Genomic DNA, 25,132 nt, shown 5'->3' with positions numbered 1-25,132 from the left:
ACACCTCTTCTCAGCTATCTTACCACAATCATGCTTTTTTTTCTAACTCCATCCCGATTGTGACCTATCGTCTTTATTCGGCCAGGTCCGGATTCAGGCTGATCGGGATCCGCTCTCCCAGGTTTTCAATCGCTTCCACGTCCGGGTCACTCACTTCCAGCCAGGGAGCTAAGGTTTCTTTACCTGTTTCCGTTCCGAGATAAAGCAGCACTGTCGAACCCTTTTCCACCTCTGCGTCACCATGGGGGATCTGGTCAATTACAACTGCACCGCTTCCTTCAACTTTCACGTTAAATCCCTGTTTTATAAGGGTGGCTTGAGCCTCTGCTGGAGAATACCCCAAAACAGAAGGTACCGTGGCGGCTTCTTTGACAGCGGGGAATTCCACGCCATAAAGCGGTTCTCCCGGAGTGAGCGGAGCATCCGGATCAGGCTGGACGCCAAGATATTTCAGGGAATCAAGCATAACGCTCGAGAATACCGGGGCTGCCACGACCCCGCCGTAGAACGGGACACCGTCAATAATGACCAGAATTGCCAGACGTGGATGATCTGCCGGTGCAAACCCGATAAAAGAAGCAACATATTCCCCCTGAATATAGCCGCCGCTGCCGACTTTCTGGGCTGTGCCGGTTTTCCCGGCTACCCGGTAGCCGGGAAGAAAGGTCCTTCTGCCCGTGCCATTGGTGACGACAGACTCCAGGATTTCACGCTCGAGCTTAGCCGTATCCTCACTGATGACCCGCCGCACCGTCTTCTTCGCAAACGGGACAAGTACTTCACCTGTCGGCACTGTAATTTCCTGAACCAACTGGGGCTCAAGCAGCGTCCCTCCGTTGGCGACCGCCGAAACTGCTGTCAGGAGCTGAATAGGGGTAACATTATTGGTTTGGCCAATGGACATCGTAGCCAGATCCAAGGCCGTTGCTTTCTTCTTTTTGGCCAGGATACCTTTTGCCTCTCCGGACATTTCAATCCCTGTCTTCTGTCCAAAACCGAACGCCGTCAGATATTGATAGAACTTATCCATCCCGAGGCGCTGCCCCAGCATAATGAATCCCGGGTTGCAGGAGTTCTCGACAACTTCCACCATGGTTTGAGCTCCGTGTCCGCCAGCTTTCCAACAGCGAATTTTTTTGTTTAAAATTGTCGCATAACCAGGATCTGTAAAGCTTTCTTTCGGGTTATAGTCACCTTCTTCAATTGCTGCAGCGAGTGTAATAATCTTAAAGGTTGACCCTGGTTCATAACCATTTTGAATTGCAATATTCCGTCGGGTTGATGCATTGGACGCTTGGTAGTTATTCGGATCATAAGTGGGTGCAGAAGCGATCGCCAGCATCCGTCCTGTTGAAGGCTCCATAACAAGAATAGAGGCATTCTTTGGAACTTTGCCTTCCATGTTGACACCCTGACCAGCCATCAGTTTAGTCAGCTCTCTTTCGGCAAAAGCCTGGATGTTTTTGTCAATGGTAAGTTTGACTGTATTTCCCTGAACCGGCTGGATAAATTCATGCTGGCCTCCGGGAATTTTTATACCGTTTGCTCCGTATTCAGTAAGGATGCTGCCGGATGTTCCTGTAAGTTCTTCATCCCTGGAGTATTCAATTCCTTCCAGCCCCTGACTGTCAATACCGGTAAAACCTAAAATATGCGCCGCCAATGAGCGATTCGGATAAAACCGTGTACTGTCTTCAATAATACCGATACCCGGGAAATTTTTCCCGGTGATCTCTTCTGCAGCTTTCGCAGATACTTTCTTTTTGACATACTCGACGGAAGTCCGTTTCGTAATTTTTTGCAAAACCTGTCCTTGGTCCATGTCCAGAATAGCGGCAAGTCCGGCCGCTATTTCATCCTGTCGTTTAGATTTTCTGACTTCGGCCGGAATCGCATAGACTGTCTGGGCACTGACACTCATCGCTAGGATATTGCCGTTACAGTCTTCAATATTGCCTCTTTTAGCTGCGACTGGGACACCGCGGTAATGCTCGGCATCCGCCAGGTCTTTTAGAAAAGGGCCGTCCCGTAGCTGAACAAACGCGAGCCGGATAATCAGAATCAGCAGGAAAAGGCTGCATAGCCCAAATAATAAGAGAATTCTTTTACGCGTCTTGATGTATTGCACCATAGAAAATCTACCCCTTTTGAGCAGAGGTAGATTAAACTCAGGCGACGCTATCTTTGGGTTGAAGCAAAAAAACTAGAAAATATGCTGAAAACATTTTCAAATATAGAATTGGCTTTGCCTTCATCCGGCACCGCCGCAGTCTTCTGAGTTTGGTCAACCTCTGCTGTACTCTCAGGCTGGATCAGGCTGCTGGCAATATAGATCGTTCCTTCCGGCTTCTCCATGCCCATCGCCAGGGCAACCTTTTCAATTCTGGAAACGGAGCTGAGCTTGTCGACTTCAACCTGCAACAGATCATTTTCTACGTTCAGGGTCTGAATTTCTTTTTGCAGGGCTTTGATTTCCGCAGCTTTGACCACGGTGATATGTACTGTTTTTGCTCCAATCAGACCAAACATTCCAATGATCCCCAACATGACCACGAGTGCCATGGCCCGGTACTTCAGCATCTGAGAGGTCTTTTTGGACGGGGCGGCTTTTTTGGCCTTTGGCTTGCCTTTATCAAGAACCTGATCATATTCCTGATAGGCAAAGGATTCATTGAATTGTAGTTTTCTCTGTGCTGTTAACATCGTATTCTTCTCCCCCCCTATTTAGACCTTAAGTTTCTCAGCAGTACGAAGCTTGGCGCTCCGCGATCTGGGATTATCATTTTCCTCTTCCCTGGATGGAACAATCGGTTTTTTATTGACCAGCCTCGCCAGGGGCTTTGCCCCACAGCAACAAACCGGAAGAGAAGGAGGACACGTACATTTGCCCATCCAGGACTGAAATTTATTTTTAACAATTCTGTCTTCCAAAGAATGAAAGGTAATGACAGCTATTCTTCCGCCATCCTGCAGGCATCGCAGAGCCTGATCCAATGTTTCTTCCAGCACCTCAAGTTCTTTATTCACAGCAATCCTTAAAGCCTGAAAAGTGCGCTTGGCAGGATGAGGTCCTTCTCTGCGGGCTGCAGCAGGGACCGCATTCTTTATGATTTCAACAAGTTGCCCTGTTGTTCTGATTCTATCGTGAATTCGGGTTTCGCCAATAAACTTTGCAATTCTTAGCGCCCATTTTTCTTCTCCGTAATCCCGGATAATTCCGGCCAGGTCTTCCACGCTCCAGTTGTTGACGATTTCTTCGGCAGTAAGCTGTTTTCTGCGGTCCATGCGCATATCGAGCACTGCATCCTGCATATAGCTGAAGCCCCTTTCCGCTTCATCCAGTTGGGGCGACGAGACCCCTAAATCGTACATGATCCCCGCTGCCGGCAATAAGCTATTCGCCCGAATCGTATCCTCAAGTTCCACAAAGTTCTTTTGAAAAACAGTGACTCTTGGGTCATAGGCGAACTTCATACGGGCATTGGCAACAGCAGTTTCATCCTGATCAAAACATACCAGCTTGCCCGAAGCACTCAATTGCTGGAGCAGCAGTGCCGAGTGCCCGCCTCCCCCCAGCGTACAGTCCACGTATAGTCCGTCAGGGTCTGTAAACAGCATTTCAATTGTCTCTTGCAGCAGGACGCTTTGGTGCTCAAAAACCACTTAGGGCCATTCCTTTCTTTGCTTTATGCAAGCGTACCCACTTTTTGTTCAGCCTATGTACGATGGTGTATTCTGCTATATCATTAAACCCATTGCAGCAAGGGACTCAGCATCATCTTCATAATTTTGGGCTGCGTTGGTGCTGTATTCTCTCCATTTCAAGGAATCCCAGACCTCGATTCTATCCATGACACCGACAACAACGACATCTTTTTCCAAAAAAGCACGCTCCCGTAAATTAGCAGGTACCAAGATCCTCCCCTGTTTATCAAATTCGCACTCGGCAGCACTGGAAAAGAACAAGCGGGTAAATTCACGGGCTCTGGTTTGCGATACCGGAAGCTGTTTCAGCTTCTCCACAAAATCAAGCCATCCGTTTTCAGGGTAAAGAAAAAGACAGTCCTCCATCCCCTTGGTAATAAACGACTTATTGCCAAGAAGCTCTCTGAACTTTGCCGGTATGATCAGACGGCCTTTATTGTCTATCGTATGGAGAAATTCCCCCATGAACATAATCTTCACCCCACCAGGCACCACTCATTTACCACTTCAACCCACTATACCCCACATATTCTCTATTTTTTTAAGAATTCCTGCTGCAAAAAAAAGAAAACAAAAAAAATAGGAATTTAGTCCCTATCTTTTATGTTTTCCTTAATCCGCTAACCAAAAAAATCCAAACGTAATGATTAGGTAATGTCCTGCAAATTATTATTTGGCAGGACCGCAGCAGCAAAATTCTGTTCTTGGAAAAGCTCACGAATCAGTTCCCGCAGAATCAGATTTTTCACCATCTTGGGCAGAACGCCGCTTTGCTTCACGAAAGCAGGCAGGGCGAAGGCTTCCCCGCTGCTTTTTGTTTTCACTTCCCGTAAATTCATACTGACCAATTCCAGAAAATCCTGAAACGAATAGACTCGAAACCTATAGATATCCTGTTCCAGGGCAATAAATTCCAAAAGAGCAATTACCATTTCCTCATAACTTGTTTCTTTTTTCATATCAAGCAAAGCAGCAATCTTCGGTATAATATATTCATAAAGCATCCTCCTGTAAGGAATGCCTTTAAAGCCCAGCTTTTCTCCCAACGCCAAAATTTTTTTCTCACCGAGAGACAGCATCATGCGGATAAAAAAGTCCTCATCCCCGGTTGGTTCAATATAATATTTTTGGCCTTTCAGACGCCTGAACTGCCTTATAACATCGTAATAACCAAGTTTAAGATGGTATCTGGCCTGTTCATTGCTGAAATCCAAGATACTGCCAAGCGTCTCGGCGGGAGAAATATATTCAACATGAACCTCCCTGTCCGTAAGCTTTCTGCGACGGCCCAGCGCGTTGGTCCTGATCGCAATGATCTCTTTGAAACCTTTGCCAACCAGCATGTTTAAAGGCAAATTGTCATAGAAACCGCCGTCAAGATAGTGTTTTCCGTCGATTTTTTCTTGCTGAAAAGCAGGAAGGTTTGAGCTTGCCAGTAAATACTCTACAACTTTGCCCTTGGGAACATCCTCAAGAAAAAATTCCATGGGTTTCATATCCGACAGGGAGACCGTCGTAAATCCAAACAACATTTTGGATTCTCTAAGCTTGTCTTCATTCACGATTTCCTGAAGCAGTTTTTTGATAAATGTGATATCCAGGCCTTTGCTGGAGGCAATCTCCTTGGTCTTTTTCATATAGTAAAGCAATCCGTCATGAGATATGTCCAACTTTTTAAGTTCTTCCAACCGCACTTCTTCAATATCAAATACCTTCGAGGGAGACATCTCATACCACAGCTCATACGCTTTATCCAGTTCGTCCTGAACAATCATCGCCCCATTCAGCGCCCCGATGGACGTCCCGGCCACTGCCCCGTAGCTTATGCCCAATTCCCGCATCGCCTTACAAGCTCCGATCTGATAGGCGCCTTTTGCACCTCCGCCTTCCAAAACAAGACCGTACATCCTTCCACTCCTTCACTCAAACTCCTGAAGTTCATACCAGATAAGGAAAACCAAATCTATGCCAAACCTTTGGCGGTAACCTCACCTGCTCTTATTTCTATTGCTCTTATTTCTATCAAAAATGCTTACTCTTATGATACACTAAAAAAGCCCTGCGGAATATACCGCAGGGCCTTGTTGTTGCGAGAATTGGGGTACTTGGAGTCCTTACTGTCCGACGGCTTTGTTAAGCTCTGCCACCAGATCATCAGGGTTTTTGCCATGTGTGATCGCAGCGCCTTCAACACTCTCTCTTGTTGCGGATGGGCATCCCAGGCAGTGCATACCAAGTGCCACAAAAATTTCTGCCGTTTGCGGGTATTCTCTGAGAACCTGGCCGATAACCATATCTTTCGTGATCATTCGATTTCCTCCTGTACAAGTTAGTTCAATGCTATTATAAAATATTTCATTATAAGAAGCAAACAAATTCATTTGTGATTAGAATTTAGAGAGATATTAAAATAATTGAAAAGAAAAGTCGATGTTGGGCAAGACCATTTGAATCAGGTAAGAAAAATCTTGGTAATGCCATAAACACGTGATCAGGATGCCAAAAAAGACTGTAGCTGGAACGATCAGCAGGCGTGAGTGTTTCCCACCGGCTTTCCAGGAGCCTCTGATCCTGGCAGGCAGGAATATAACAGATAGAAGGGCATACGTTGCAATCGGGAAATAGTAAGGCATGCCGTATATTGTCAGCACGAAAGCAACGCCAACAAGAACAATCCAGCCGTATTTTCTTTCCATCCAGCATGTCAGCCCCAACGTCCCTGGATTTTGAGGGAAGGCTGAAGCTGCAACTCCAACCTGCAGCAGTCTTAAGAGGATCAAAAAGAAGGAGATAAGGATGCAGACAAGCACAAACGGGAGATTCTGTACTTCCTTTAGCCAGGTGAAGTCGTAAGAAATCCAGGGCGGTATGGTACCGACCGAAAAACTAAAAAGCGGAGAAGCAACAATCGCTCCGAGCGTTCCCATGCGGGCCACGAGCGACAGACAACACCAAAAAAAAGCTCTGCGCACGGCCCTTTTGGGCAAATCATTAAACAGCTCCTGGTATTTCCATTTAATCGAGAAGAAGTTTTGGGCGCTCAAAAACACGAGGCAGATCAGCCATAAAATTACGGCAACTTTTTCCGTTTTCCATTTGGAATCTGATGGTTGCACCATGTTGGCTGACCCATCGGAATAATAAGTCAGTTTTCCCCATTCACCCTGCAATCCTTCAGGCAGGATCAAAATATTCTCTGTTACGCTTGAATCAACCGGACCTTTTGGGAATGAAAGTTGATACTGTGAAAAGCCGGAAATCATATCTCCAGCCTTCCGAAAGTATTCTGAGGAAGCCGCGGAATCATCAATGCCTTTGGCAATCGTCCAGGCTAATACCGACGGATGCTTTGCCGCAACGGCAGAAAGATCTTCAAAAACCGCCGGATCCGGTATCTTAGACGATGCCGTAAAACCGACAGGCATTTCCAGCCATACGCCCACGCCAAGCTTGTCTGCGGCATACAGCCAGCTCTCATCAGGGAAGAAGCCCATAAAGCAGATCACATGATAGCCGCCGGATTTAAGGTTCTTCAGAAAGGTCTCCGTCTGGCGCTGATTTCGAATTGTGTAATCCTGTTCCTGGGAAATGATTTGGCCCCGGACGTCCAAGGCTGTACCGTTCATTATCCATTTTCCGTTTGCTGTTCCCAGCTGACGGATTCCGACCGGGAGCTGAAGACTGTCATAGCCTCCGCGGTTATTGGTTATATTCAGATTAAGCTCATACAGGAAAGGATCTTCCGGACTCCAGGAATGCGCAGTCGGCACCTGAAAAACCAGCTCCGCGTCTTGCTCAAATTTGCCGTTGGTACTCAGCGGAAGTACACATTCGGCGAGCTTCTGCTGATTAGCGGTTAAAGCTCCGTTTAAGACCCAAGGTCCTTGCTCCAGCATATCGTGATGCTTGATCTTCACGCGGGCCTTCACTTGCTTTTTCGCTGAATCATACGAAACAGCTATGCTCGATAAATCAATGGTCGTTTCTGATACTGCCTCCAAGCGTACCTGACCGGTAATTTTTCCTTGTTCCGGCCATAACCAGCCAAAAATTCTGTTCTGCTGAACGCTGTTCTTCTCAGCCTTCAGGTACAACGTGTTTTCCTTGCTGAAATCAAATCTGGAGGCAGGAAAGTTTAAAATATATACGCCGCCGTTTCCTTCAACTTCACCGATCAAATTCACATCATCAATGCCGTTTAAGAATACGCTTACCTTTCCGTTTACCCCTTCCAGAACCAACTGAGCCGTCTTGTAACTCCATTTGCCGGTAACAGAAAATTTTTTAGCGGCAACATCGAACCCTTGACTCGAAGGTATAATCAAATCTTTGGCCTGGTTGAGGTCCAAAACATCAATCATGTTATCCATTGCCTCATTTTCATAGGTCAAAGCCTGTCTTAAGCTTGAATAGCTATTCCATTTTCCGCCTAAGTCCTGGGCAATCCTGTACGGTTTAGTGACAGGGTTATCACTGTATAGTTCAACACCCGGAGTATTTTCCCAGCATATGGATACTGCAAGAGCAGCAATAATAAACATCGAAACAAGTATGACTGTAAATCTTTTAAACATAAAACCTCGCAAAATCTTGCATTTTCATATTTATTTCGAGCAAAGCCCTAAAAAAACCTGCAAAAAATTAGAAAACTTGGCTGCCAAGCGCTTTGGCAGCCTTAGTTACACTTAGATCCATCAGAAAGATGTTATGACCGCGGCATTTATCCATCCACGGACATCAAAAATGCTGATAACAGTCTGAAACTATTACCAGCATCATATTTAGCGTTCTCTTGTTTAGAAGTTCACCCCAACATTTGACGGAGAGCCTTATTCTTTGCTGTCTTGACAACCTGGACATACCCCATAAAACACCAGGTTATGGGTATGCACATCAAAGCCTGTTTTATCAGTGACCATTGCATCCATATCAATTAATGCGCTATGAAAATCGACAACCCTGCCACATCTCGAACACATCACATGATAATGGTTTACCGGATTACCATCGAAACGGCTGGACATATCCCCACAAGGAAGTTCCAGAAGAAACCCATGTTCCTTGAGCATATTTAGTGTGTTGTAAATCGTGCCCAGGCTCACACCGGGGAACTTCGTCTTCACCTGTTTGTAGATCTCTTCCGCAGTGGGATGGGAATCAGTAACTAATAAAAATTCCAAAATTGCCTGCCTTTGGGGAGTAAAGCGTATTCCCTTATCCTTTAATCCCTTTAGAATTTCGACAGCATTCACGGCTTTCAATTCCTTTCGTCAATTGTTGAGAAGCTTTGAGTTTGTATGTAAATTTAGTCTATTTTTAGAATCATTATAATTATATACCCACTGGACAAATGCCGTCAATAAAAAGAAAGAGCATCTTTCAGATACTCTTTCTTTATTGCAGTATTTAATTATCCTTCAATAATTGCACCAGAAGGACAAGCGTCTACACAAGCGCCACATTCTGCACAGGTATCAGCATCGATGACATATTTGCCGTCGCCTTCGCTAATAGCTCCTACTGCACATTCGTCAACACAGGATCCGCATGTTGTGCAGTCGTCAGTAATAATGTATGCCATAGTCCCAACCCTCCTTTTCCTATTTCACCAGCAACTATATCAAAGTGCAGACAAAAAGACAAGTGTATTTTTGAGCTAAGCTATTTCCGGAAAGAAAAATGATTGCCATGCAAACCTTAAAATATTTGAAATACTAAGGCCTGTATGGCACCTTGTATAATCTCCTCAGGCAATAGGAACAGTATGGAAGCATCCGGTTGCTAACGTGGTTGCGGCGAAATGTGACCCTGGAAATATCATCGTGTTCGTGTCCGCAGGAACGGCATCTTTCAATCATTGAATTTCCATCTCCCGTTTGTGTTATTGTGAACAAAGAAACGCAATTAACAATTAACGTCAATGTTTAGTTCTATTATTCTCCAATCAGAGTGTTTTTAAACATCAAAGCATGAGGTCTTTGCCCCGCAAACCCGGTTATTTCTTTTACGCCGAATAGCTTTAACTGCTGGACAACCTCTTCAAGATCACGTCCCACCGTACTTGGTTCATGCGCATCTGAGCCTAGGGTGATTGGGATGCCCATCTGGTAAATCAGTTCAAGCAGTTTCGGCTCCGGATAAAATTCCTGCACAGGCTTATACCGTCCGTTGGTATTGACTTCGATGGCCAGTCCTTGCTTCCTAATCGTTTCCAGGGTCCTGGCTGCAAGAATCCTTACGTCTGTCCGCGGCCTGATTTTGAACAGTTTGATCAAATCGAAATGCCCGATAATCTGAAACATTCCGCTGGCAGCTGCTTTTTCCACCAGCGCGAAGTACTCCAGGTACAAGCTGTCAGGGTCCCGCCTAAGATGTTCTTCTTCTTCCTCGGGATAATCGAAGAACCATCCGCTAATTTCATGGACAGAACCGATCGTATAGTCAAAGGGATATGAACTAATCCGTTTGCGGATCAGTTCTTCATTTTCTTCCCGATAGTCGACCTCAAGACCTATTCTCACCTGCAATTCAGGATACTCTTCGGCGACTTCCCTGATCAGATCCAGGTTTAGGTCATTCCAGTACATATCATGATCTGCAAAACCAATCTGAACTAAATTCTTCTTTTTAGCCTCGTCAAGAAAAAGACGGATATTTCCCCTTGTTACTTCCCGGTCAAGATGTCCGAGCAAATGAACATGTAAATCAAGCATAACCTACCTCGTAACCTTTAATACTTTTTTTAAACCTTAGATCGACTGATCCATTCTATCTAAAGATTATCCGGCGGAATATGAAACATCAGATACGGATGATTGTACAGTGGATGATCCGCATAAACTGTATCTTCTCTCCGCAGGATGTCCCAGAAATTTCCATTTATCCTGACATCCGTTTTCCCGGCGACAACTCCGTTTTTAATGCGCAAAGCGCAGGGTGCAGTCAAGGAGAAAGTGCCGGTAACCGGATTCTGCGTATGGAGGCCGAGAACAGATAAGATCATGATCCCGTCTTCAATCGTTCCGACCAGATCTTTCCAGCTTATCTTCCTGGTATGCTTCACACGTATTCCTGCCGAACTGTAAGGGATGGCAGTCGGACCTGCCCCGAAGCGTCCGGCGTCTTTCAGATTCAGATACGGTGTTTCCAAGCGCCCACCACGAAGCAGCTCTGTGCGCATTGCAGGTACCCCTTCATTTGTGAGCACATAGCTTGCCCATTTGCCCGGCAGAAGAGGATTGATCTCTATTGTCAGTTCCGGATCAAATAATGGTATATGCCCGGAGAAATCCTGCGTTGTGAATCTGCTCTGCCTCTCCAGAACATTTTCTCCTCTGAAATTTGGCAGGATATATTGATCGATCATCTGGGATACCACCGCAGGCGTCAAAATTACTTTTGTTCCAGACCGGACCGGTTCTCCCTGATTCTCAAGAAGGCGGTATCTACAGACAGATTCTTCCCATAACCCCAACCATTCCTCAGCCGTAATTAGGCGCCTTTCCGCAAACCCTTCAGCAACGATACTGTCAAAGGACCAAGATACGGCGTATCGGCTCTCCTCAAAAGCGGCCTGGATCCCTGTCGATGTCAGGATATTACTTTTTCCCCAAATTGCCATGATTTGTCCATTTTTTAAAGCTTGGACAGGTTCATCCGCCCTGATCCTTCCCTGCTGTTCAAATAAACAGCTGCGGTCTCGGCAGACAATATCATGAAGCTTCTGTTCGGCAATCCCGACATCTGGAAGCTCCGAAGGTTCGGGAATTCTTGCTGCATACTTGTCTTTAAAGGCTGCTGCCCGCCAGCCGTTTAATTCCGTTTGCCAGCGATTTTTCCGACCCGGAGGTGGATTCTGAACGACGGAGTGGCTGCATTTTCCGTCTTCCCAGATAAGATAAATCTCTGCTCTTTCCGAATCTTTTAACGCCGGCGGAGAATAAACACCGCCGGTGGAATTGTTCTTAATTCCCAGCGTTATCATCTGGGTCTGAGAACAGGTAATTCTCCAATCCAGGATCCTTAAACCGCCGGCCATATGCTTGCCGGCCTGCGCTTTCCGGAGAACATCAAGAATTTGATCAAGCAGGCTGCTCAACAGTATTCCCTCCCAACTTGACATTCTCGTTTTTGTCCAAAAGAATGTAACCGCTTCCTCCGCCGCTGGACGGAACCATTTGACCGGCTTTGCCGCAGGTCCCGATGGCATCGTAGCGCGCTTCTCCAAGGCTTAATTTGACAGAATCTAACACAGAAAGGATTTTCCCGCTAAAAATTCCGGGCCGGTAAACCGGCAGCTTTAAATCGGCGAGGTTTACCGCCCCATCGCATTGAAAAACAAAATCTCCGGTTCTGGTATTAACCTGCCCTCCCCGATAACCTAAAAGTAAAATATGAAAACCCTCCCCGAGCAGGCCTTCATTTTGAAGTCCCCGCCGCAAGTGGCTGATTTCTTCCGTCAAACCGTCACTTGTAGGTATTGGTATATGCGTAGCTGTCACCAATCTGATATTGGTCATCCTGGGCAGCGCAACGGAGCCAAAATATTCTGATCTCCCTGCTCCGGTTACCGGCATGCCGGCTTTGGCGGCCGAAAAAATGTCGCCAAGTCCTTGTTTAAGTACCCCATTTTGGACCACGTGTACGGTTTCCCGGAAGAGACCGTTGGCCGAATAGGGCTGATAAGCCCAATCCCCTTCAAGGGGACCGTCAATGATATCGACATCAGGACGTGCAATAACAAGTCCGGTTTTCAGCTTGCCGACCTCGCCCAGGATCGATTCTTCCATTAAATCAGATTCCACCGCATGCCCGAAAGCCTCATGGGCCAATCCCTTGGCAAGCCCATAGTCTATGAGCAAGGGATAGCTTCCCACCGGCAGAAGCGGAGCTGTACATACTTTTTGCACGAATCTTGCTTTGTCAATCGTTTTATGCAGCAGTGCGCCGCTGCTTCTTTCATCCAGCAGGACTCCGGCATCGACACCGCTGCTGTTTACTGAAAAGCTTTGTGCCTGTCCGCCTTCTTTTACCGTTCCCTGATGAGACAAGACGGCTCTAGGAATAAAAAAAGAAACTAGAGTCCCATCCGACCTGCCAATACACCAAAAATCCTCGATTAGCCTGAAATTTGTCTGCCAGGAAATTTCCGATTTTTCAGACCCTTTTTCTCTCAATTGCCGGTGAATTCCTCCCGCTAACTCTGCAAGTTCTTCCGGTGTAAACGAATCAAAACCATAAACCGCTTTATTCGGAATCTCGCTGAAAATTTTGGGAGCACCAAAAATTTCCCGGTTTAATTCACAGCCTGTATTCTCGTTTTCCTCAGCCAGTTCCATCGCTTTTTGTGCTGTATAGACAGCCTCTGCATTGCTGATGCGGTTTACGGAAGCAAATCCACAGGCTCCTTTTTCCGTAAAGGCCTGAATTCCAATCCCATTTTCACTTGATGTAGCTATATTTTCAAGCCTTCCATTATTCAATCTAATATTGATCTCCCGTCTGGCCTGGGCTCTGACGATCAGGTATCCACACGGCAGGCATCCAGCCGTTCTACCAACGACCATTCTGATTTTTCTTGGGTTCAACACGTCCCCCCCTAAATGGATGTATGCAATCTATTTTCCATAAAAAGCACCAAATTCCTGCAAAAAAACTTTTGCATAGTTTCTTAGAAAACAGGACACAATGATATTAGTCTCACGTTTTCCAATTTTATCCCCACTCCTCTCTTTTCTTAACTTGCGGCAGATGGTCGCAAGTTTTTTTGTTATTTAACAGAAATATATATATTAAAATCATGTTGTTAGGGCTGCTTGTGTAATTATTTAACGAAAGTTGTACTAGCGTTTGATAATTCAGACATGCGGCTGGTTCAAGCGAATAAAATTAACCGAGTAATCTTATTCTGAAAAGCTGAAGGAGCTGCTGATGCTTGTCCCCATCTGTTTTACTTTTTTAGGCCTGATGATATTATTGACAGGAATAAAAATTCTTAGAGATGGCCTGGAAAAATTCACAGGGTCTTATTTCCAGCTCGTTCTGCAGAGATTCACCGCAACCACCGCGAGAGGATTCATCAGCGGCATTCTGGCGACAAGTATCCTGCAATCGAGCACAGCGCTGACCGTAATGGCAATTTCCTTTGTTGACGCCGGTTTGTTAAGCTTCCAAAATACGTTCGGACTGATCCTCGGAAGCAATATTGGCAGCACGGTAACGCCCCAGCTTTTGTCTTTGCCGCTCAAGGATTTCGCCATATGGCTGGTCCCGCCCGGATTTCTAGGGTTCTGGCTGCTGAAAGGCAAAATAAAATTCTTTTGCTATGCGTTGGCCGGCTTAGGCCTGATGTTTTTCTCTCTTTCCGTTTTGGAATCCGCGATGATCCCGCTTGCCTCGACCTCATATTTCCAGGAACGGCTACTCCATCTAAACAGCAGCTATCTTGAAAGCATTGTGGCAGGTACCGTTCTCTCGGCGGCCCTGCATTCTTCAAGTGCAACGGCAGGCCTTGTGATGGTTTTAACAGAAAGAGGCTGGCTTGATCTGCCAACCTCCCTTGCTTTTATTTTCGGAGCCAATATCGGGACCTGCTTCACCGCTTTGATTGTCTCAGCTTTTACTTCAAGATCCGCTCAATGGGTTGCGTTATTTCATGTGTTCGTTAACGTTTTTGGCGTTCTGATGTTTTACCCGCTTCTGGATCCGCTGACCGAGATGATCAGGTTCCTTGGAGGAAGCCTCAGCCGCCAGATTGCCAACGGTCATACAATTTTTAACATCCTGTCTTCGCTTATGGTTCTTCCTCTGCTGCCCTATATCAGCCGGTTACTGGCCAGATCCCGTTAGCGCGTACTACCGTCCCATCTTAGCTTTCCAACCTGAAGGTTCCCTTTGTCCCTGAAAATATCAACTTTTTGAGCCGGTTCATCAATCTTGATCAGCTCTTTGCCAATGAAAATTTTAATATTGGCGTGGCAAAACTCGATATTGATATGGCTGTCTTTGGATGCCTTGATTGTCGTGGCACTGATATTCGAGCCGCCAAGTTCCCAAATGTAAACATCACCCGAGCAACTGATCTCGCCGCCGCGGCAGACACCATGAATTTTCATACAGCCTTCAATTTTTAAAATGGAATTGTACACGCCTTTATGGCAGAAGAAATCGCCGGCGCAGCTGATTTCAGAGTTCTGGACATAACTGACGTCACAAAGAACACTGGCCGAGGCGGCCAGTCCTTTGGTGGCCATGAAGAAACCTACAATCTTCAGGGCATTTTTAAGATAAAGCGTATCTTTAAGTTGAAGCGGTCCTAATCCGATCATAAAATGCTTCACCGAACGTATCGCCTGATCAAGCTCCGGGGATACAAACCCGCGTTCCTGGCTGTTAAGCAGTCTCTCCAGCTCTTCAACCTTCTTTGGCAATTGTTGAAAATTCTTCTCCAGGATGACCTTGAACAGCTGGCCAACACTCGTATTGGCGGATACTCCCTGCAGCTGCTCAATCTGATGAACACAGAGCGCAAGCTCTTCACTGACTTCCTGCATGGTTTTGATAAACTCGGATCTAGAGACATGTTTCTCTCCGACAAGTATTTTACTGGCTATAATATTATTTCTTACTGCCAGTCCCGTTTCCGCTTTAATATCAGCGCCTGAGACAGAGCCCTGTACTTTGACTGCGCCGGAGGAATGAATATACAGTCCGTCCGTAACATTGCCCCCGATAAACACATCGCCTGGAAAGTCGATGCTTCCGGTACTCAGATCAACATCTTTGTTTTGAATAAACGCGTTCTCAACCAAGTATGTATTCTTATTGACCCTTACCGGTGTACCGGAACAGGAGGCTTTAACTTCCATATTCTCAGTCAAATAGACATTCTTCTTCATTGTAATCATGAAGTCTTTGATTTTATCAACCTGAGTGGCTTTTCCAAAAATGTTCGTACCGGGGACCCCTTCTTTACCCGGGATCTTCCTGGCCAGAATATCATCCTTCTGGCAAAGGACAATCTTACAAGCAAAATAATCAATTTTGTCTTCATTGCTTTCTTCATTCTGAAATACGGGTTCACCAACATAGTCGATTAGCTGGGGCTGAACAGTTGGAATCGGCAGGGTTGCTTCAGCGATGACAATTTCCCTTTCACCATCGACTGCCATAAAATCCGCCCAAAGATTGCTTTTTATTCCATAAACAATTCCTTTGTCATTGATTTCTTTCAGCAGGTTTGCTTCCGTTGGCAGCTCATCAGGTTCAGGGGAAGCGTCAAAGGAAACATGTTGTTCCAGTACAAACTGCGAATAATTCGGGAGAGAATTGGCCAGGACGAATTTACCCGCACGGGCGTGTCTGACTCTCGCGACAGCTTTGCTGCCATCCGGCTCAACTGAGATTCCCCAGGAAAGTCCACCCTGCTGGACCAAAGGATAGAATTCAAAGGTATCACCTTTATTAACGGGCATTTCATATCCAATTTCGTTGCCCAGCATAAATAATTTCCCAGCATGTGGATAAGGAACGATGCTTTGCACCTGCGATCCGGGATAAATCGTATATTTGACTTGATCCCAGAGGACCCGGGTATCTTCCTCCTGAGTATCTTCCTGCGGAAAATTTTGTTTATCCGAATCCGGCAAAATTACTTTTACCTTATAGAGTCTGCTGAAGACTCCCGGTTTCTCTATGGTCTCTATCTGCAGCGCTTCAGGATCACAGCCCCATTCCCGAGACCATCTCTCTCTGATTTCTTCCAACGTTTTACCTGTTGCAATCATTTCTTTCATGGCCCGCACTCTCCTTAAACAACCTGAAAAAATAGTCTTATTTCAAAAACAAAGCACATAGGACTTTAGTCCTAAAAAAACATATATATTAAGTAAATGTATCAGATTATTAACGAAAATTAGCCAAAGAATTATCTGTGAATTTATATTTTTTTTAAAAAAAGAATACTGTAATAGCATGATTACAGTATTTTATGATTATTCTCTCTCATTTTACTGACTATTTCGATATTTGTCTACAAGAGAATTATTCAGGAATGATTAATAGCTTTATTTCCTTTGTCTTTTTATTTGAAGCATTGCCATTGTTCAAATTACTTTCATCCTGCCCCAGGCTGTTGCCCTGGTCCGGACTACCCGTACCCTGTCCAATGTCCGTACCGGTTCCGTCGCTTGTTCCCGTACTTCCGTCATTCAACGCTGCTCCGGATGAATCTTCACTGCTCCCGCTCGTACTGCCCGAGTCATCGTGACCTGGAGACGCGGCGCCGTTTGGATCTGAAGAGCTGCCGGGTACCGTGATATGGGACCGAAGTTCCGGACTCAGCAGGTCGAGGACTGTCCCGTCGATGGTTATATCGGTAGTAATCCCGAGCAGAAGATTCTTAGTCACTTGTTTGGCATGATCGGGATTGACTTCCCAGTAACTGATATTGTCAAGATAAAGTCCATAGCCAGGCAGTGTTTGATTCACCATGTTTGAACTGTCGAAAGCTGCGGCTGCCTTGGATAATCTTAGAATATCCGCGAGTTTCAGATCGGTTTCAACAACTTCATTGATTTGAGGAATAAGCTTGGGTAGTTTAATAATGGTTGAGGGCTGCAGGACTGCTTTGGCTACTGCTTTCAAAACCTTCTGCTGCCGTGCAGTTCTGCCGATGTCCGCGGTGCTGTCTCCCCGGAATCTGGCATACTGGAGCGCCTGAGTCCCGGTCAGATGCTGCTCTCCGGCTTTCAGGTCAATCACGCCGTCAACTTCGTCTCCGGTCTCTTTGTACATATCCATTTCAACATCGAGTTCAATTCCGCCCACTGTGTCGATAATACTTTTAAAACCGTCAAAATTGGTTACGACATAGCCGTCAAGCAGTATGCCCGTCAGTTCGGTAACCTCATCCATCAGCTCAGGAATTCCTCGGTACATCACGACCGAATTAATTTTGACGTAAGAATTTGATCCGGGAAGGCTGACCCTGGTATCCCTGGGAATGGACAAGAGAGAAATTAATTTCGTATCAGGATCCACACTCGCAACAATAATAGTATCCGTATTATAGGAAGTCTGTCCGGGCCTTTTGTCTGCACCGATTAACAGGAAGCTTATCCGTTTGTTAAGAGAGTCCGTACTTGAATTTTCTGTACTCCCCCCCGTACCTGTACTTCCTTGATTTAAGAAAAAGTAGCCAAAGGCAGCCGAACCGGCAATAATCCCTGCGAGCAGAACTGCAATGATCGTAAAAGCTTTCCTTTTTTTATTTTTTTTCTTCCTCAAGTCTGTCCCACTCCATTTATCGTAGTCTTGGTAAAGGCATGGGTTCCCCCACGAATTAATACTTTTCCGGGTTCTCCCTTCGATATTCTGCCAATGATTTCGACAGAATGCACATTCCTGTTATGACATTCCGTGATTAGCGTTTCAATTTTTTCTTCAGGCACTGCCAGAAGCAGCCCACCTGAAGTCTGAGCATCACCGAGGATCAATTTCCAGTCCAGACTGCACGCTGCATCCAGATAATCCTCGAGATAAATCAGGTTGGATAACGTTCCTCCGGGGATTGTTCCTTTCTCTAGACAGTCCCAGGCACAGCCCAAAACCGGAACATTCCCTGCAAAGATCTCAGCCTGCATACCGCTGGCTTTCATCATTTCGTGAAGATGCCCCAACAGACCAAAGCCGGTAATATCCGTACAGGCATTTACCCCGGTCCGGACTGCAATCTCCGACGCTTCCTTATTCAACTGTGCCATGACCTCAATGGCGGCTTTCTCATCCGTTGCTGGGACAATCCCGTTTTTTATCCCAGTCGTGATAATCCCAAGTCCTAATGGTTTTGTCAGAACGAGCAAATCGTTTTCCCTGGCGCTGGAATTCGTCAGCACCCGATCAGGATGAACAATGCCTGTTACGGACAGACCATACTTCGGTTCAGGATCATCGATCGAATGCCCACCGATGATTAAGGCTCCGGCTTCTGCAACTTTGTCTTTTCCCCCTCTTAGTATCTCCATTAATATGCTTTTATCAAGCTTATCAATCGGAAAAGAAACAAGATTCAGCGCAGTCAGCGGACGCGCACCCATGGCATAGATATCACTGAGGGCGTTGGCTGCGGCAATTTGTCCGAAAGAATATGGATCATCAACGATCGGAGTAAAAAAGTCAACTGTCTGGACGATCGCCTGATTGTTATTAAGACGGTAGACACTCGCATCATCTGACGTATCAAAGCCGATCAGAAGATCCGGGTTGGACGTTTGTTTTGGAAAGTGACACAAAACTTGTGCCAGGTCACCAGGACCAATCTTGCACCCTCAGCCAGATTTGCTCGAGTACTGCGTCAGTCTTATTTTGTCGCCGGACATTGCTTTCCCTCCTTTCGTTTTCTCCTTTGTTGCTCACTTGCTTTTTTCAAAAGCAATTATACCATAACCTGCAGGCCTACTCAAAATTCTGTTTTCAACAAAGACGCTTCGGCTTTGCTCGGGTTAGTCTCCGTAATAGATGACCGCTTCCGGCTGTTGTGCCATCCATAGCACAAAAAGCCGCGCTTCGCAATCCATGCTCCGCTCGGCGCCGGCCATCCATTACGAGACCTAATCTGGAGTTAGTAAAAATATCCAAAGGTTAAGTCAAGAATTCGTGTAAGACTGTAGCCGGTCTGCAATCACTTGATAATCCTCCGCCAGAAGGGTTCTCGGGTCAAAATATACTGTATCTTTCACAATGCGTGCCAGAATAGGAATCTTTCCCTGCCGCAAAAACCTTTCGAGATCAACAACTGATCCCTGCTGAGGCTTTACCGTACATACGCAAGTCGGAAGAACCGCCGTCGGAAAAGCCCCGCCTCCGACGCAGGATTCAGCGTCCATAACCTGTATTTCCAAACCGGGCAGGCCGGCAAGCATTTCACTAAGCTTCAGCGCGTCTTTCCGAAGATCATCTTTTGTATGGGAAAGCATATTCCAGACAGGTATTTTACCGATTTCCCCTCTCTGATAGAAACGGAGAGTTCCGATCAAGGCAGCCAGAACCAGCTTATCAACTCTCAAAGCCCGAGTAAGCTGATTTTTTTTCAAGCAATCAATCAGTTCCTTTTTGCCGATAATAATTCCGGCCTGAGGTCCTCCCAAAAGTTTATCTCCACTGAAAGAGACCAGTGAAGCTCCGCTTTTCAGCGTATCCTGCACCGTCGGCTCCTGCGGAAGACCATATTCCGATCCATCCAGGAAACTGCCGCTGCCAAGATCCACGACAACCGGAATCCCCGACTCTTTACCGAGCACCACAAGCTCATCAACCGGAACTTCATGCTGGAATCCCTGAATTCGATAATTACTGGTATGTACTTTCAGCAGCATCGCCGTCTCCGGGCCAATCGCCTCCTGGTAATCCTTCAGCCAGGTCTTATTCGTTGCTCCGACTTCCACCAATTTTGCCCCTCCTGCTTTGAGCACTTCAGGAATGCGGAAAGATCCACCGACTTCCACCAGTTCTCCGCGGGAAACAATGACTTCTTTATGGACGGCAAAAGTATTCATGATTAAAAGTACCGCTGCTGCATTGTTATTCACAACAAGGGATGCTTCAGCCCCGGTCAGCTCTGCCAGAATTTCTTCGATATGGCTGTACCTCGAACCGCGATTTCCGGTTTCAAGGTTAAGCTCAAGATTGCTGTATACAACAGCCTGTTCCGCGACATAAGCGGCGGCTTCCGGAGCAAGCAGTGCTCGTCCGCAATTCGTATGCAGAATTACACCTGTAGCATTGATGACTCTCTTCATACTTCCGTAACCTCTCAATTCTGCCCGGATCTCCTTATACAACCACGCTCGAAAGACCGGTACAAATTCTTCAGGCTGACAGTATAAAAAATTCTGAAGTTTTTTAGTTTTTCCACTATTCAATTCTTCACCATCTTGATTCAGATCATCCAAAAGAATCTTTCTGGCTTTTTCCAAAGCCTTCCTTACAGCCCAGGTAATTGCCGAAAGTTCATAACCGTTACAGACATCGGTTTTTGCTAATTCGGCAATGACCTCGTTTACTGGAGGAAGAAGACGCAGTTTGCTGTTTCTCAAAAAAACACCCCGAATTCTGCAATCTAAGACAAAATGTTCATTCTTACCCGCTTGGTTTTTTTTAGGATTTCGACAAGCCGGATCGTTTAATATTATCATAATAACATTTCAGCCCGCTGAAATAAATCCAAGGGGGAAGGGCAATGGAGCCGTCCGGAACAAAAATATACGACTTCTGCGTGTTTCAAGCAAAAAAAACATCCAAATGCATTTTCTGCAATGGCAAGGATCAGCTTCTGTTGTTTAAAAAGCAACCCGTTTGCCCGGATTGCCTGATCAGTATCCGCAAGCTCTACAAGGCAGGCCATTTCAATCCTGCCGGCTAGTACCCAAAACAAAAGGAGCTGTTAGCTCCTTTTCTTTTTCTCGAGGCGTTTTAAGATTTTTACGGCATCTTCCTCGATAATCGTTTCACCGTGCTCTTTGAGAAAAGTATCCGTGGTCATGACAGATTCCCCAAATTCATCCAGTATCGCTTCAGCCAGTTTCTTTTTACGCGGGTTTCCAATATTGCTGATTGTCAGGTAATATTCACCTTCATATTGGAACAACGCGGATTGAAGCTGGAGAATCCCCGGCAAAAGACGGACTGCGGAAATAACATCTTCGAATTCTTCAAACAAATATACCCATTGCTTTTCAGACGCAAACTTCGGAGAAGGGCGCGGATTCTTTTTCTTTTCTCCAAAAGCGGTTTGAATAATATGGTTAATTTCCGCATCAATTTGTTCTTCCTGCTTAATTACCGTTATGACAAATTCATCTTCTGAAGCAACAGTAGCCTGGATCCAGAAAGGCTGATCTAAACTAAAGTCTACCTCATCTCTGGCTTTTGAAATCAATTCCCAAAAAAACTGTTCAGTTCTCGCGGAACGTTGAAACAAGTCAGCAAGAGATATATTGCGATCTGCGAGCTCGGTAAAGGAGATAAAAATGCGAACCGTATTGTCATTTACCTTAAGAATACGCATAAGTTCCACCTCTCCTTTCCATGGACGTCATTGATAAAAACACGATTGCTTAATTATATTATATCATGAGACGTCAATAATCAATTCCATTAAATGTCAAACATAAGCTATGCTATTATATGAAATTGTCAGCTTGTCGGGTTAATACGCTGCATTGAACTACCTGTTTTTTCTGGTGAAGATAAGTGACTTCCACTAAATCGTTCTTATGAAGCTTATGGAAAGCAGCCGCATCAATACTTAACGTGAGTATCTCTTCTCCGCTGCGTAAAATGAGCGTATACTGCTCAGCTTCCGCCGTGAGGCTTTCGATGACCCCTTTCGATACTGCAGGGTCGTTCAGCCAATCCCGATTGTAATCCATAAACATCAGGGAGTAAATAAAAACGATCAAGACCAGGAAAAGCGATTTTGCTGCAGCAAGAAATTTTCTGAAATAATTCTTTTCGGCCAACGCCTTTCTAAGTATAGAAAGACATTTTGTCCCTATAAAAATGCAGACAAGAAAAAGACCGCTCAAAGCCGGCCAACTAATTTTAAAAAGATATAAGTAATAGTCGATATGCACTGCTAATCCTTTTTCACTATCTTTTCTTTGTCAGCGCCGCATTCGGGACATTGTTTTGGACGACATCTTCCTTCAGAGACCTTTTTGCATACACTGCATTCCCACAAAGCCATACTCAGATGCCCTCCTTTTCTAATTTAATTTAAAATGAATTCAATTTTAAATTAATATAAATCAATATCTGAAAAAAGTCAAGTTAGCCTACCAAGCCTCCAGCCACCAGTAAACAGGCAAGCGGAGCCAATCAGGCCAAAGCCTTTAAATCTTCCAGCTCATCGGTTCTAAAAATAAATGCCGGATCAAGCTGAACGATCAGTCTGTCCGGGAGATTGACAATTCCTCCGATAAATGAGGCAGCAACCAAAGGAGGAGCCTGGACAACATTCTCGAGTGTCCTTACCTCAATGATCTCATCAACGGCAATGCCGACAACATTGTCATTAATTTTCATAATGATTGCAAACCCAGCCTCATTCCGGGACGGAATCGCAAATTTGGCATGCAGATCAATCAGTGGAATTGCCTGACCTCTGATAATAATAAGGCCCTTGACATATTGCGTGGACTGGGGTACAGGATGAACTTCTGTCAGCTGTGTTATTTCCTGCACGACCTCAATCGGGAGGCCATATTCTTCGCCACCCAGCAAAAAAATAACGGATTGGAAGCCCATAGTTATCACCTCTTACGCATGTTCTGCTTCTTCAGAAGCCGATTACACCTTTCCAATTTCATTGACGGCTTTCTGTAAAATTTCATCATTGGTTTGGACCACTTTTTGATTCGCTGAATACGAGCGCGTTACCTGAATCATTTTGACCATTTGCGCATTTAGGTCGACGTTTGATTCCTCAATAAAACCCTGTTCAACCCGGATGTTTTTAGGTAGTATCTCCGTAGGCTGATTCTGGCTGTTATAAAGACTCGTAAGTCCGTCACGATCCAGATCTTCCGCAGGGATGTCCACAATTGTAAGTCTGTCTATGACCTGGCTGCTCTCAGTACTGATAATTGTTCCATCCTGCAGAATGGTGAAATCGTCCGGCAAAGGGCCGATTGCTCCATTTTGACCAAGAACAAGATTACCGCCTGCTGTTCTGAGCATGCCGGAAGGATCAACCTGAAAATGTCCGTTTCTGGTATAACGTTCCCCGTCAAGCGTTTCAATGGCGAAAAAGCCGTCACCGTTAAGTGCCACATCAGTCATATTCCCGGTTTCCCGGATCAAACCGGGTTCTGTGCTGTATAAGACTTTCTCCGCGTAGACACCCGTTCCCATGATTCCCAGTGGAACATTTTCCGAAGGCTTATCACTGGTCGTAGAAGGGGTAAGCCTGCTGACCAGCAGACGCGGAAATGAAGTGACTCTTTCACTTTCCTCGAGATAACCGGGATTGTTCATGTTTTCAAGATTCCTGTCTATTGCCTCACTCTGTTGGTTATTCATAATCATACCTGAAGCTGCTGTATATAATCCTCTGAGCAAAAAACTCACGCCCCTCCAACGAACGTCTATTCTTGGATAGCTATTCTTGAATTGCCTGTTTCAGCATGGAAAGATGCATCGTCAGCATCCTGGATAATGAATTGTATTGAAGCGTATTTTCTGCAAGCCTGGTCATTTCGAGGTCAATATCCACGTTATTTCCGTCATTGCGGTAGGTGGTGTTCTCATCCTTAACTACAAAGCCGTCTGAAGTCAGCCCTGTCCCCGTAATGCGGATATGGCCGGGCTCTGTGCCGGATACTGCTGCTGTATTGTTCATGCTGTCCATCGTGGCCTGCAGGATTTTATCGAAACTAACATCTGATCTTTTAAAATCGGGCGTGTCATTATTAGCAATATTGTCGGCTAAGACACGCTGACGCAGTCCGAGTCCATCCAACCCGCCCTCGAGTAAATTAAAAATCGGACTATCCAGCCAACCTGCCATACTCATCTCCTCATCGCAATAGTTTGGACCGTCATCTCATCCTCGTCCTGCGTGATCCTGACATCCACCTGATATGCTCTCTGGATCCGTATGAGATCAGTCATCGCCGTTAATAGATTCGTATTGGATTTTTCCAGCATCGCACTCTTAATAACGCCAAATCCATCTTCCCCAGGAACCCCTGCAGTGGCCTCGCCCGAGGCTTCGGTTGCAAAAAAGACATTGTTTCCGGCCTGTTCTAAGCCATCGGAATTCGTAAAGTGGAAAACAGAAATCTTGCCCAGGGTGACGATGTTGCTCTGGTTTTTCTCTTCCCCAGTAAGGACAGTCGTATCCGCATTTTCTGCAACTGTCCTTACGCCATAGATGGTACCATCGCTGTTAACACTGATGTCCATCACATTATCCGGAACTGCCACCTTCGGTTCAAGCAGCATGCCTTCGTTATTGACCAGGTTTCCGGCAGCATCGACGCCAAAAACACCTGACCGTGTATATCCAATTTTTCCATCCGTGGTTTTCACCTGAAAAAATCCATCTCCACAGATCGCGAGGTCCAAAGGATTCCCGGTACCCACCAGAGACCCTTGAGTAAAATTGATGCGGTTTCCATCGTATTGATTGATGTGAATTACCGGATTTTGCGTCACAGGCATGCCGCCGTACTGCGCCATCGTATTACTTCTGTCCTGAACATCGTAACATTCTTCAATGGACAGCAGCTGTTCCTTGAAACCTGTCGTGCTGGCATTGGCCAGATTATTACCAATCATATCGATACGATCCTGAAGCGTTTGTAAATATTCCGTTGACAACTTCATTGTTCGCAATCTCCTTTATCTGCTTAATACTTCTCCGTCA

At 45.7% G+C, this 25,132-nt stretch carries 25 protein-coding genes; 2 read left to right on the top strand and 23 right to left on the bottom strand.

Annotated elements, in window-relative coordinates:
* Positions 1-73: 73 nt before the first annotated feature.
* The 12 genes from AB3489_RS03850 to AB3489_RS03795 all read right to left on the bottom strand — a co-directional run bounded on the left by AB3489_RS03850 (position 74) and on the right by AB3489_RS03795 (position 13,295).
* Positions 74-2,131: a penicillin-binding transpeptidase domain-containing protein gene (locus AB3489_RS03850; protein WP_368294017.1), complete on the bottom strand. Its 2,058-nt coding sequence runs from the start codon at positions 2,129-2,131 to the stop codon at positions 74-76.
* Positions 2,132-2,178: 47 nt separating this feature from the next.
* Positions 2,179-2,703 carry a cell division protein FtsL gene (locus AB3489_RS03845; protein WP_368294016.1) on the bottom strand — a complete coding sequence of 175 codons (525 nt, stop codon included), beginning with the start codon at positions 2,701-2,703 and terminating at the stop codon, positions 2,179-2,181.
* Positions 2,704-2,724: 21 nt separating this feature from the next.
* A complete protein-coding gene (rsmH, locus tag AB3489_RS03840) occupies positions 2,725-3,663 on the bottom strand; it encodes a 16S rRNA (cytosine(1402)-N(4))-methyltransferase RsmH (RefSeq protein ID WP_368294015.1) in 939 nt (312 codons plus the stop codon).
* 75 nt (positions 3,664-3,738) lie between these two features.
* Positions 3,739-4,176 carry a division/cell wall cluster transcriptional repressor MraZ gene (gene mraZ / locus AB3489_RS03835; protein WP_368294014.1) on the bottom strand — a complete coding sequence of 146 codons (438 nt, stop codon included), beginning with the start codon at positions 4,174-4,176 and terminating at the stop codon, positions 3,739-3,741.
* 176 nt (positions 4,177-4,352) lie between these two features.
* The gene (locus AB3489_RS03830) at positions 4,353-5,612 is read right to left on the bottom strand and encodes a patatin-like phospholipase family protein (protein ID WP_368294013.1); all 1,260 of its coding nucleotides are present in this window, start codon (positions 5,610-5,612) and stop codon (positions 4,353-4,355) included.
* 207 nt (positions 5,613-5,819) lie between these two features.
* Positions 5,820-6,014 (bottom strand): DUF1858 domain-containing protein, encoded by a 195-nt coding sequence (locus AB3489_RS03825; RefSeq protein ID WP_368294012.1) that lies wholly within the window; start codon positions 6,012-6,014, stop codon positions 5,820-5,822.
* Positions 6,015-6,110: 96 nt separating this feature from the next.
* Entirely contained in the window at positions 6,111-8,279 is a 2,169-nt protein-coding gene (locus AB3489_RS03820) for a beta-galactosidase (protein ID WP_368294011.1), read from the bottom strand.
* Positions 8,280-8,534: 255 nt separating this feature from the next.
* On the bottom strand, positions 8,535-8,957 hold the full coding sequence (locus AB3489_RS03815) for a Fur family transcriptional regulator (protein ID WP_019226171.1): 423 nt from the start codon (positions 8,955-8,957) through the stop codon (positions 8,535-8,537).
* Between the two features lie 158 nt (positions 8,958-9,115).
* Positions 9,116-9,286 (bottom strand): DUF362 domain-containing protein, encoded by a 171-nt coding sequence (locus tag AB3489_RS03810; protein ID WP_019226170.1) that lies wholly within the window; start codon positions 9,284-9,286, stop codon positions 9,116-9,118.
* 352 nt (positions 9,287-9,638) lie between these two features.
* A complete protein-coding gene (locus tag AB3489_RS03805; RefSeq protein WP_368294010.1) occupies positions 9,639-10,418 on the bottom strand; it encodes a histidinol-phosphatase HisJ family protein in 780 nt (259 codons plus the stop codon).
* A gap of 59 nt (positions 10,419-10,477) precedes the next feature.
* On the bottom strand, positions 10,478-11,803 hold the full coding sequence (locus AB3489_RS03800) for a metallopeptidase TldD-related protein (protein WP_368294009.1): 1,326 nt from the start codon (positions 11,801-11,803) through the stop codon (positions 10,478-10,480).
* Positions 11,787-13,295, bottom strand: coding sequence for a TldD/PmbA family protein (locus AB3489_RS03795; protein ID WP_368294008.1), 1,509 nt, complete (start codon positions 13,293-13,295; stop codon positions 11,787-11,789). The genes AB3489_RS03800 and AB3489_RS03795 overlap by 17 nt, the downstream gene beginning before the upstream one ends.
* Before the next feature lie 340 nt (positions 13,296-13,635).
* Between AB3489_RS03795 and AB3489_RS03790 the strand changes: the two genes are divergently transcribed.
* The gene (locus AB3489_RS03790; RefSeq protein ID WP_368294007.1) at positions 13,636-14,553 is read left to right on the top strand and encodes a Na/Pi cotransporter family protein; all 918 of its coding nucleotides are present in this window, start codon (positions 13,636-13,638) and stop codon (positions 14,551-14,553) included.
* Here AB3489_RS03790 and AB3489_RS03785 read toward each other — a convergent pair.
* From AB3489_RS03785 to selA, 4 genes are all read right to left on the bottom strand, one after another.
* The gene (locus AB3489_RS03785) at positions 14,550-16,499 is read right to left on the bottom strand and encodes a flagellar assembly protein A (RefSeq protein WP_368294006.1); all 1,950 of its coding nucleotides are present in this window, start codon (positions 16,497-16,499) and stop codon (positions 14,550-14,552) included. The two genes, AB3489_RS03790 and AB3489_RS03785, sit on opposite strands and share 4 nt — an antisense overlap.
* Positions 16,500-16,746: 247 nt before the next feature.
* Positions 16,747-17,991: an LCP family protein gene (locus tag AB3489_RS03780; RefSeq protein WP_368294005.1), complete on the bottom strand. Its 1,245-nt coding sequence runs from the start codon at positions 17,989-17,991 to the stop codon at positions 16,747-16,749.
* Positions 17,988-19,082: a selenide, water dikinase SelD gene (gene selD / locus AB3489_RS03775; RefSeq protein ID WP_368294004.1), complete on the bottom strand. Its 1,095-nt coding sequence runs from the start codon at positions 19,080-19,082 to the stop codon at positions 17,988-17,990. The genes AB3489_RS03780 and selD overlap by 4 nt, the downstream gene beginning before the upstream one ends.
* A gap of 267 nt (positions 19,083-19,349) precedes the next feature.
* Positions 19,350-20,798, bottom strand: coding sequence for an L-seryl-tRNA(Sec) selenium transferase (gene selA, locus AB3489_RS03770; protein ID WP_368294003.1), 1,449 nt, complete (start codon positions 20,796-20,798; stop codon positions 19,350-19,352).
* 143 nt (positions 20,799-20,941) lie between these two features.
* On the opposite strand from selA, the gene AB3489_RS03765 reads away from it, so the two are divergent.
* Complete coding sequence (locus tag AB3489_RS03765; RefSeq protein WP_368294002.1) at positions 20,942-21,124, top strand: hypothetical protein; 183 nt, start codon at positions 20,942-20,944, stop codon at positions 21,122-21,124.
* A 21-nt stretch (positions 21,125-21,145) separates the two neighbouring features.
* Here the strand turns inward: AB3489_RS03765 and AB3489_RS03760 are convergent, their stop codons facing one another.
* The 7 genes from AB3489_RS03760 to AB3489_RS03730 all read right to left on the bottom strand — a co-directional run bounded on the left by AB3489_RS03760 (position 21,146) and on the right by AB3489_RS03730 (position 25,092).
* Positions 21,146-21,769, bottom strand: coding sequence for an adaptor protein MecA (locus AB3489_RS03760; RefSeq protein WP_019226163.1), 624 nt, complete (start codon positions 21,767-21,769; stop codon positions 21,146-21,148).
* Between the two features lie 115 nt (positions 21,770-21,884).
* Positions 21,885-22,223, bottom strand: a complete 339-nt coding sequence (locus tag AB3489_RS03755; RefSeq protein ID WP_368294001.1) for a hypothetical protein — start codon at positions 22,221-22,223, stop codon at positions 21,885-21,887.
* Positions 22,224-22,339: 116 nt separating this feature from the next.
* Positions 22,340-22,450: an RCKP-type rubredoxin-like domain-containing protein gene (locus AB3489_RS03750; RefSeq protein ID WP_019226161.1), complete on the bottom strand. Its 111-nt coding sequence runs from the start codon at positions 22,448-22,450 to the stop codon at positions 22,340-22,342.
* Between the two features lie 131 nt (positions 22,451-22,581).
* Positions 22,582-23,010 carry a chemotaxis protein CheW gene (locus AB3489_RS03745; RefSeq protein WP_368294000.1) on the bottom strand — a complete coding sequence of 143 codons (429 nt, stop codon included), beginning with the start codon at positions 23,008-23,010 and terminating at the stop codon, positions 22,582-22,584.
* 42 nt (positions 23,011-23,052) lie between these two features.
* A complete protein-coding gene (locus AB3489_RS03740; protein WP_368293999.1) occupies positions 23,053-23,832 on the bottom strand; it encodes a flagellar hook-basal body protein in 780 nt (259 codons plus the stop codon).
* A gap of 31 nt (positions 23,833-23,863) precedes the next feature.
* Complete coding sequence (flgB, locus tag AB3489_RS03735; RefSeq protein ID WP_368293998.1) at positions 23,864-24,271, bottom strand: flagellar basal body rod protein FlgB; 408 nt, start codon at positions 24,269-24,271, stop codon at positions 23,864-23,866.
* Between the two features lie 2 nt (positions 24,272-24,273).
* Complete coding sequence (locus AB3489_RS03730; RefSeq protein WP_368293997.1) at positions 24,274-25,092, bottom strand: flagellar hook-basal body protein; 819 nt, start codon at positions 25,090-25,092, stop codon at positions 24,274-24,276.
* Positions 25,093-25,132: the final 40 nt, after the last annotated feature.

Source organism: Dehalobacter sp. TBBPA1 (assembly GCF_040931655.1).
GTDB lineage: Bacteria > Bacillota > Desulfitobacteriia > Desulfitobacteriales > Syntrophobotulaceae > Dehalobacter > Dehalobacter restrictus.
This window is presented reverse-complemented; position numbering and strand designations above follow the sequence as displayed.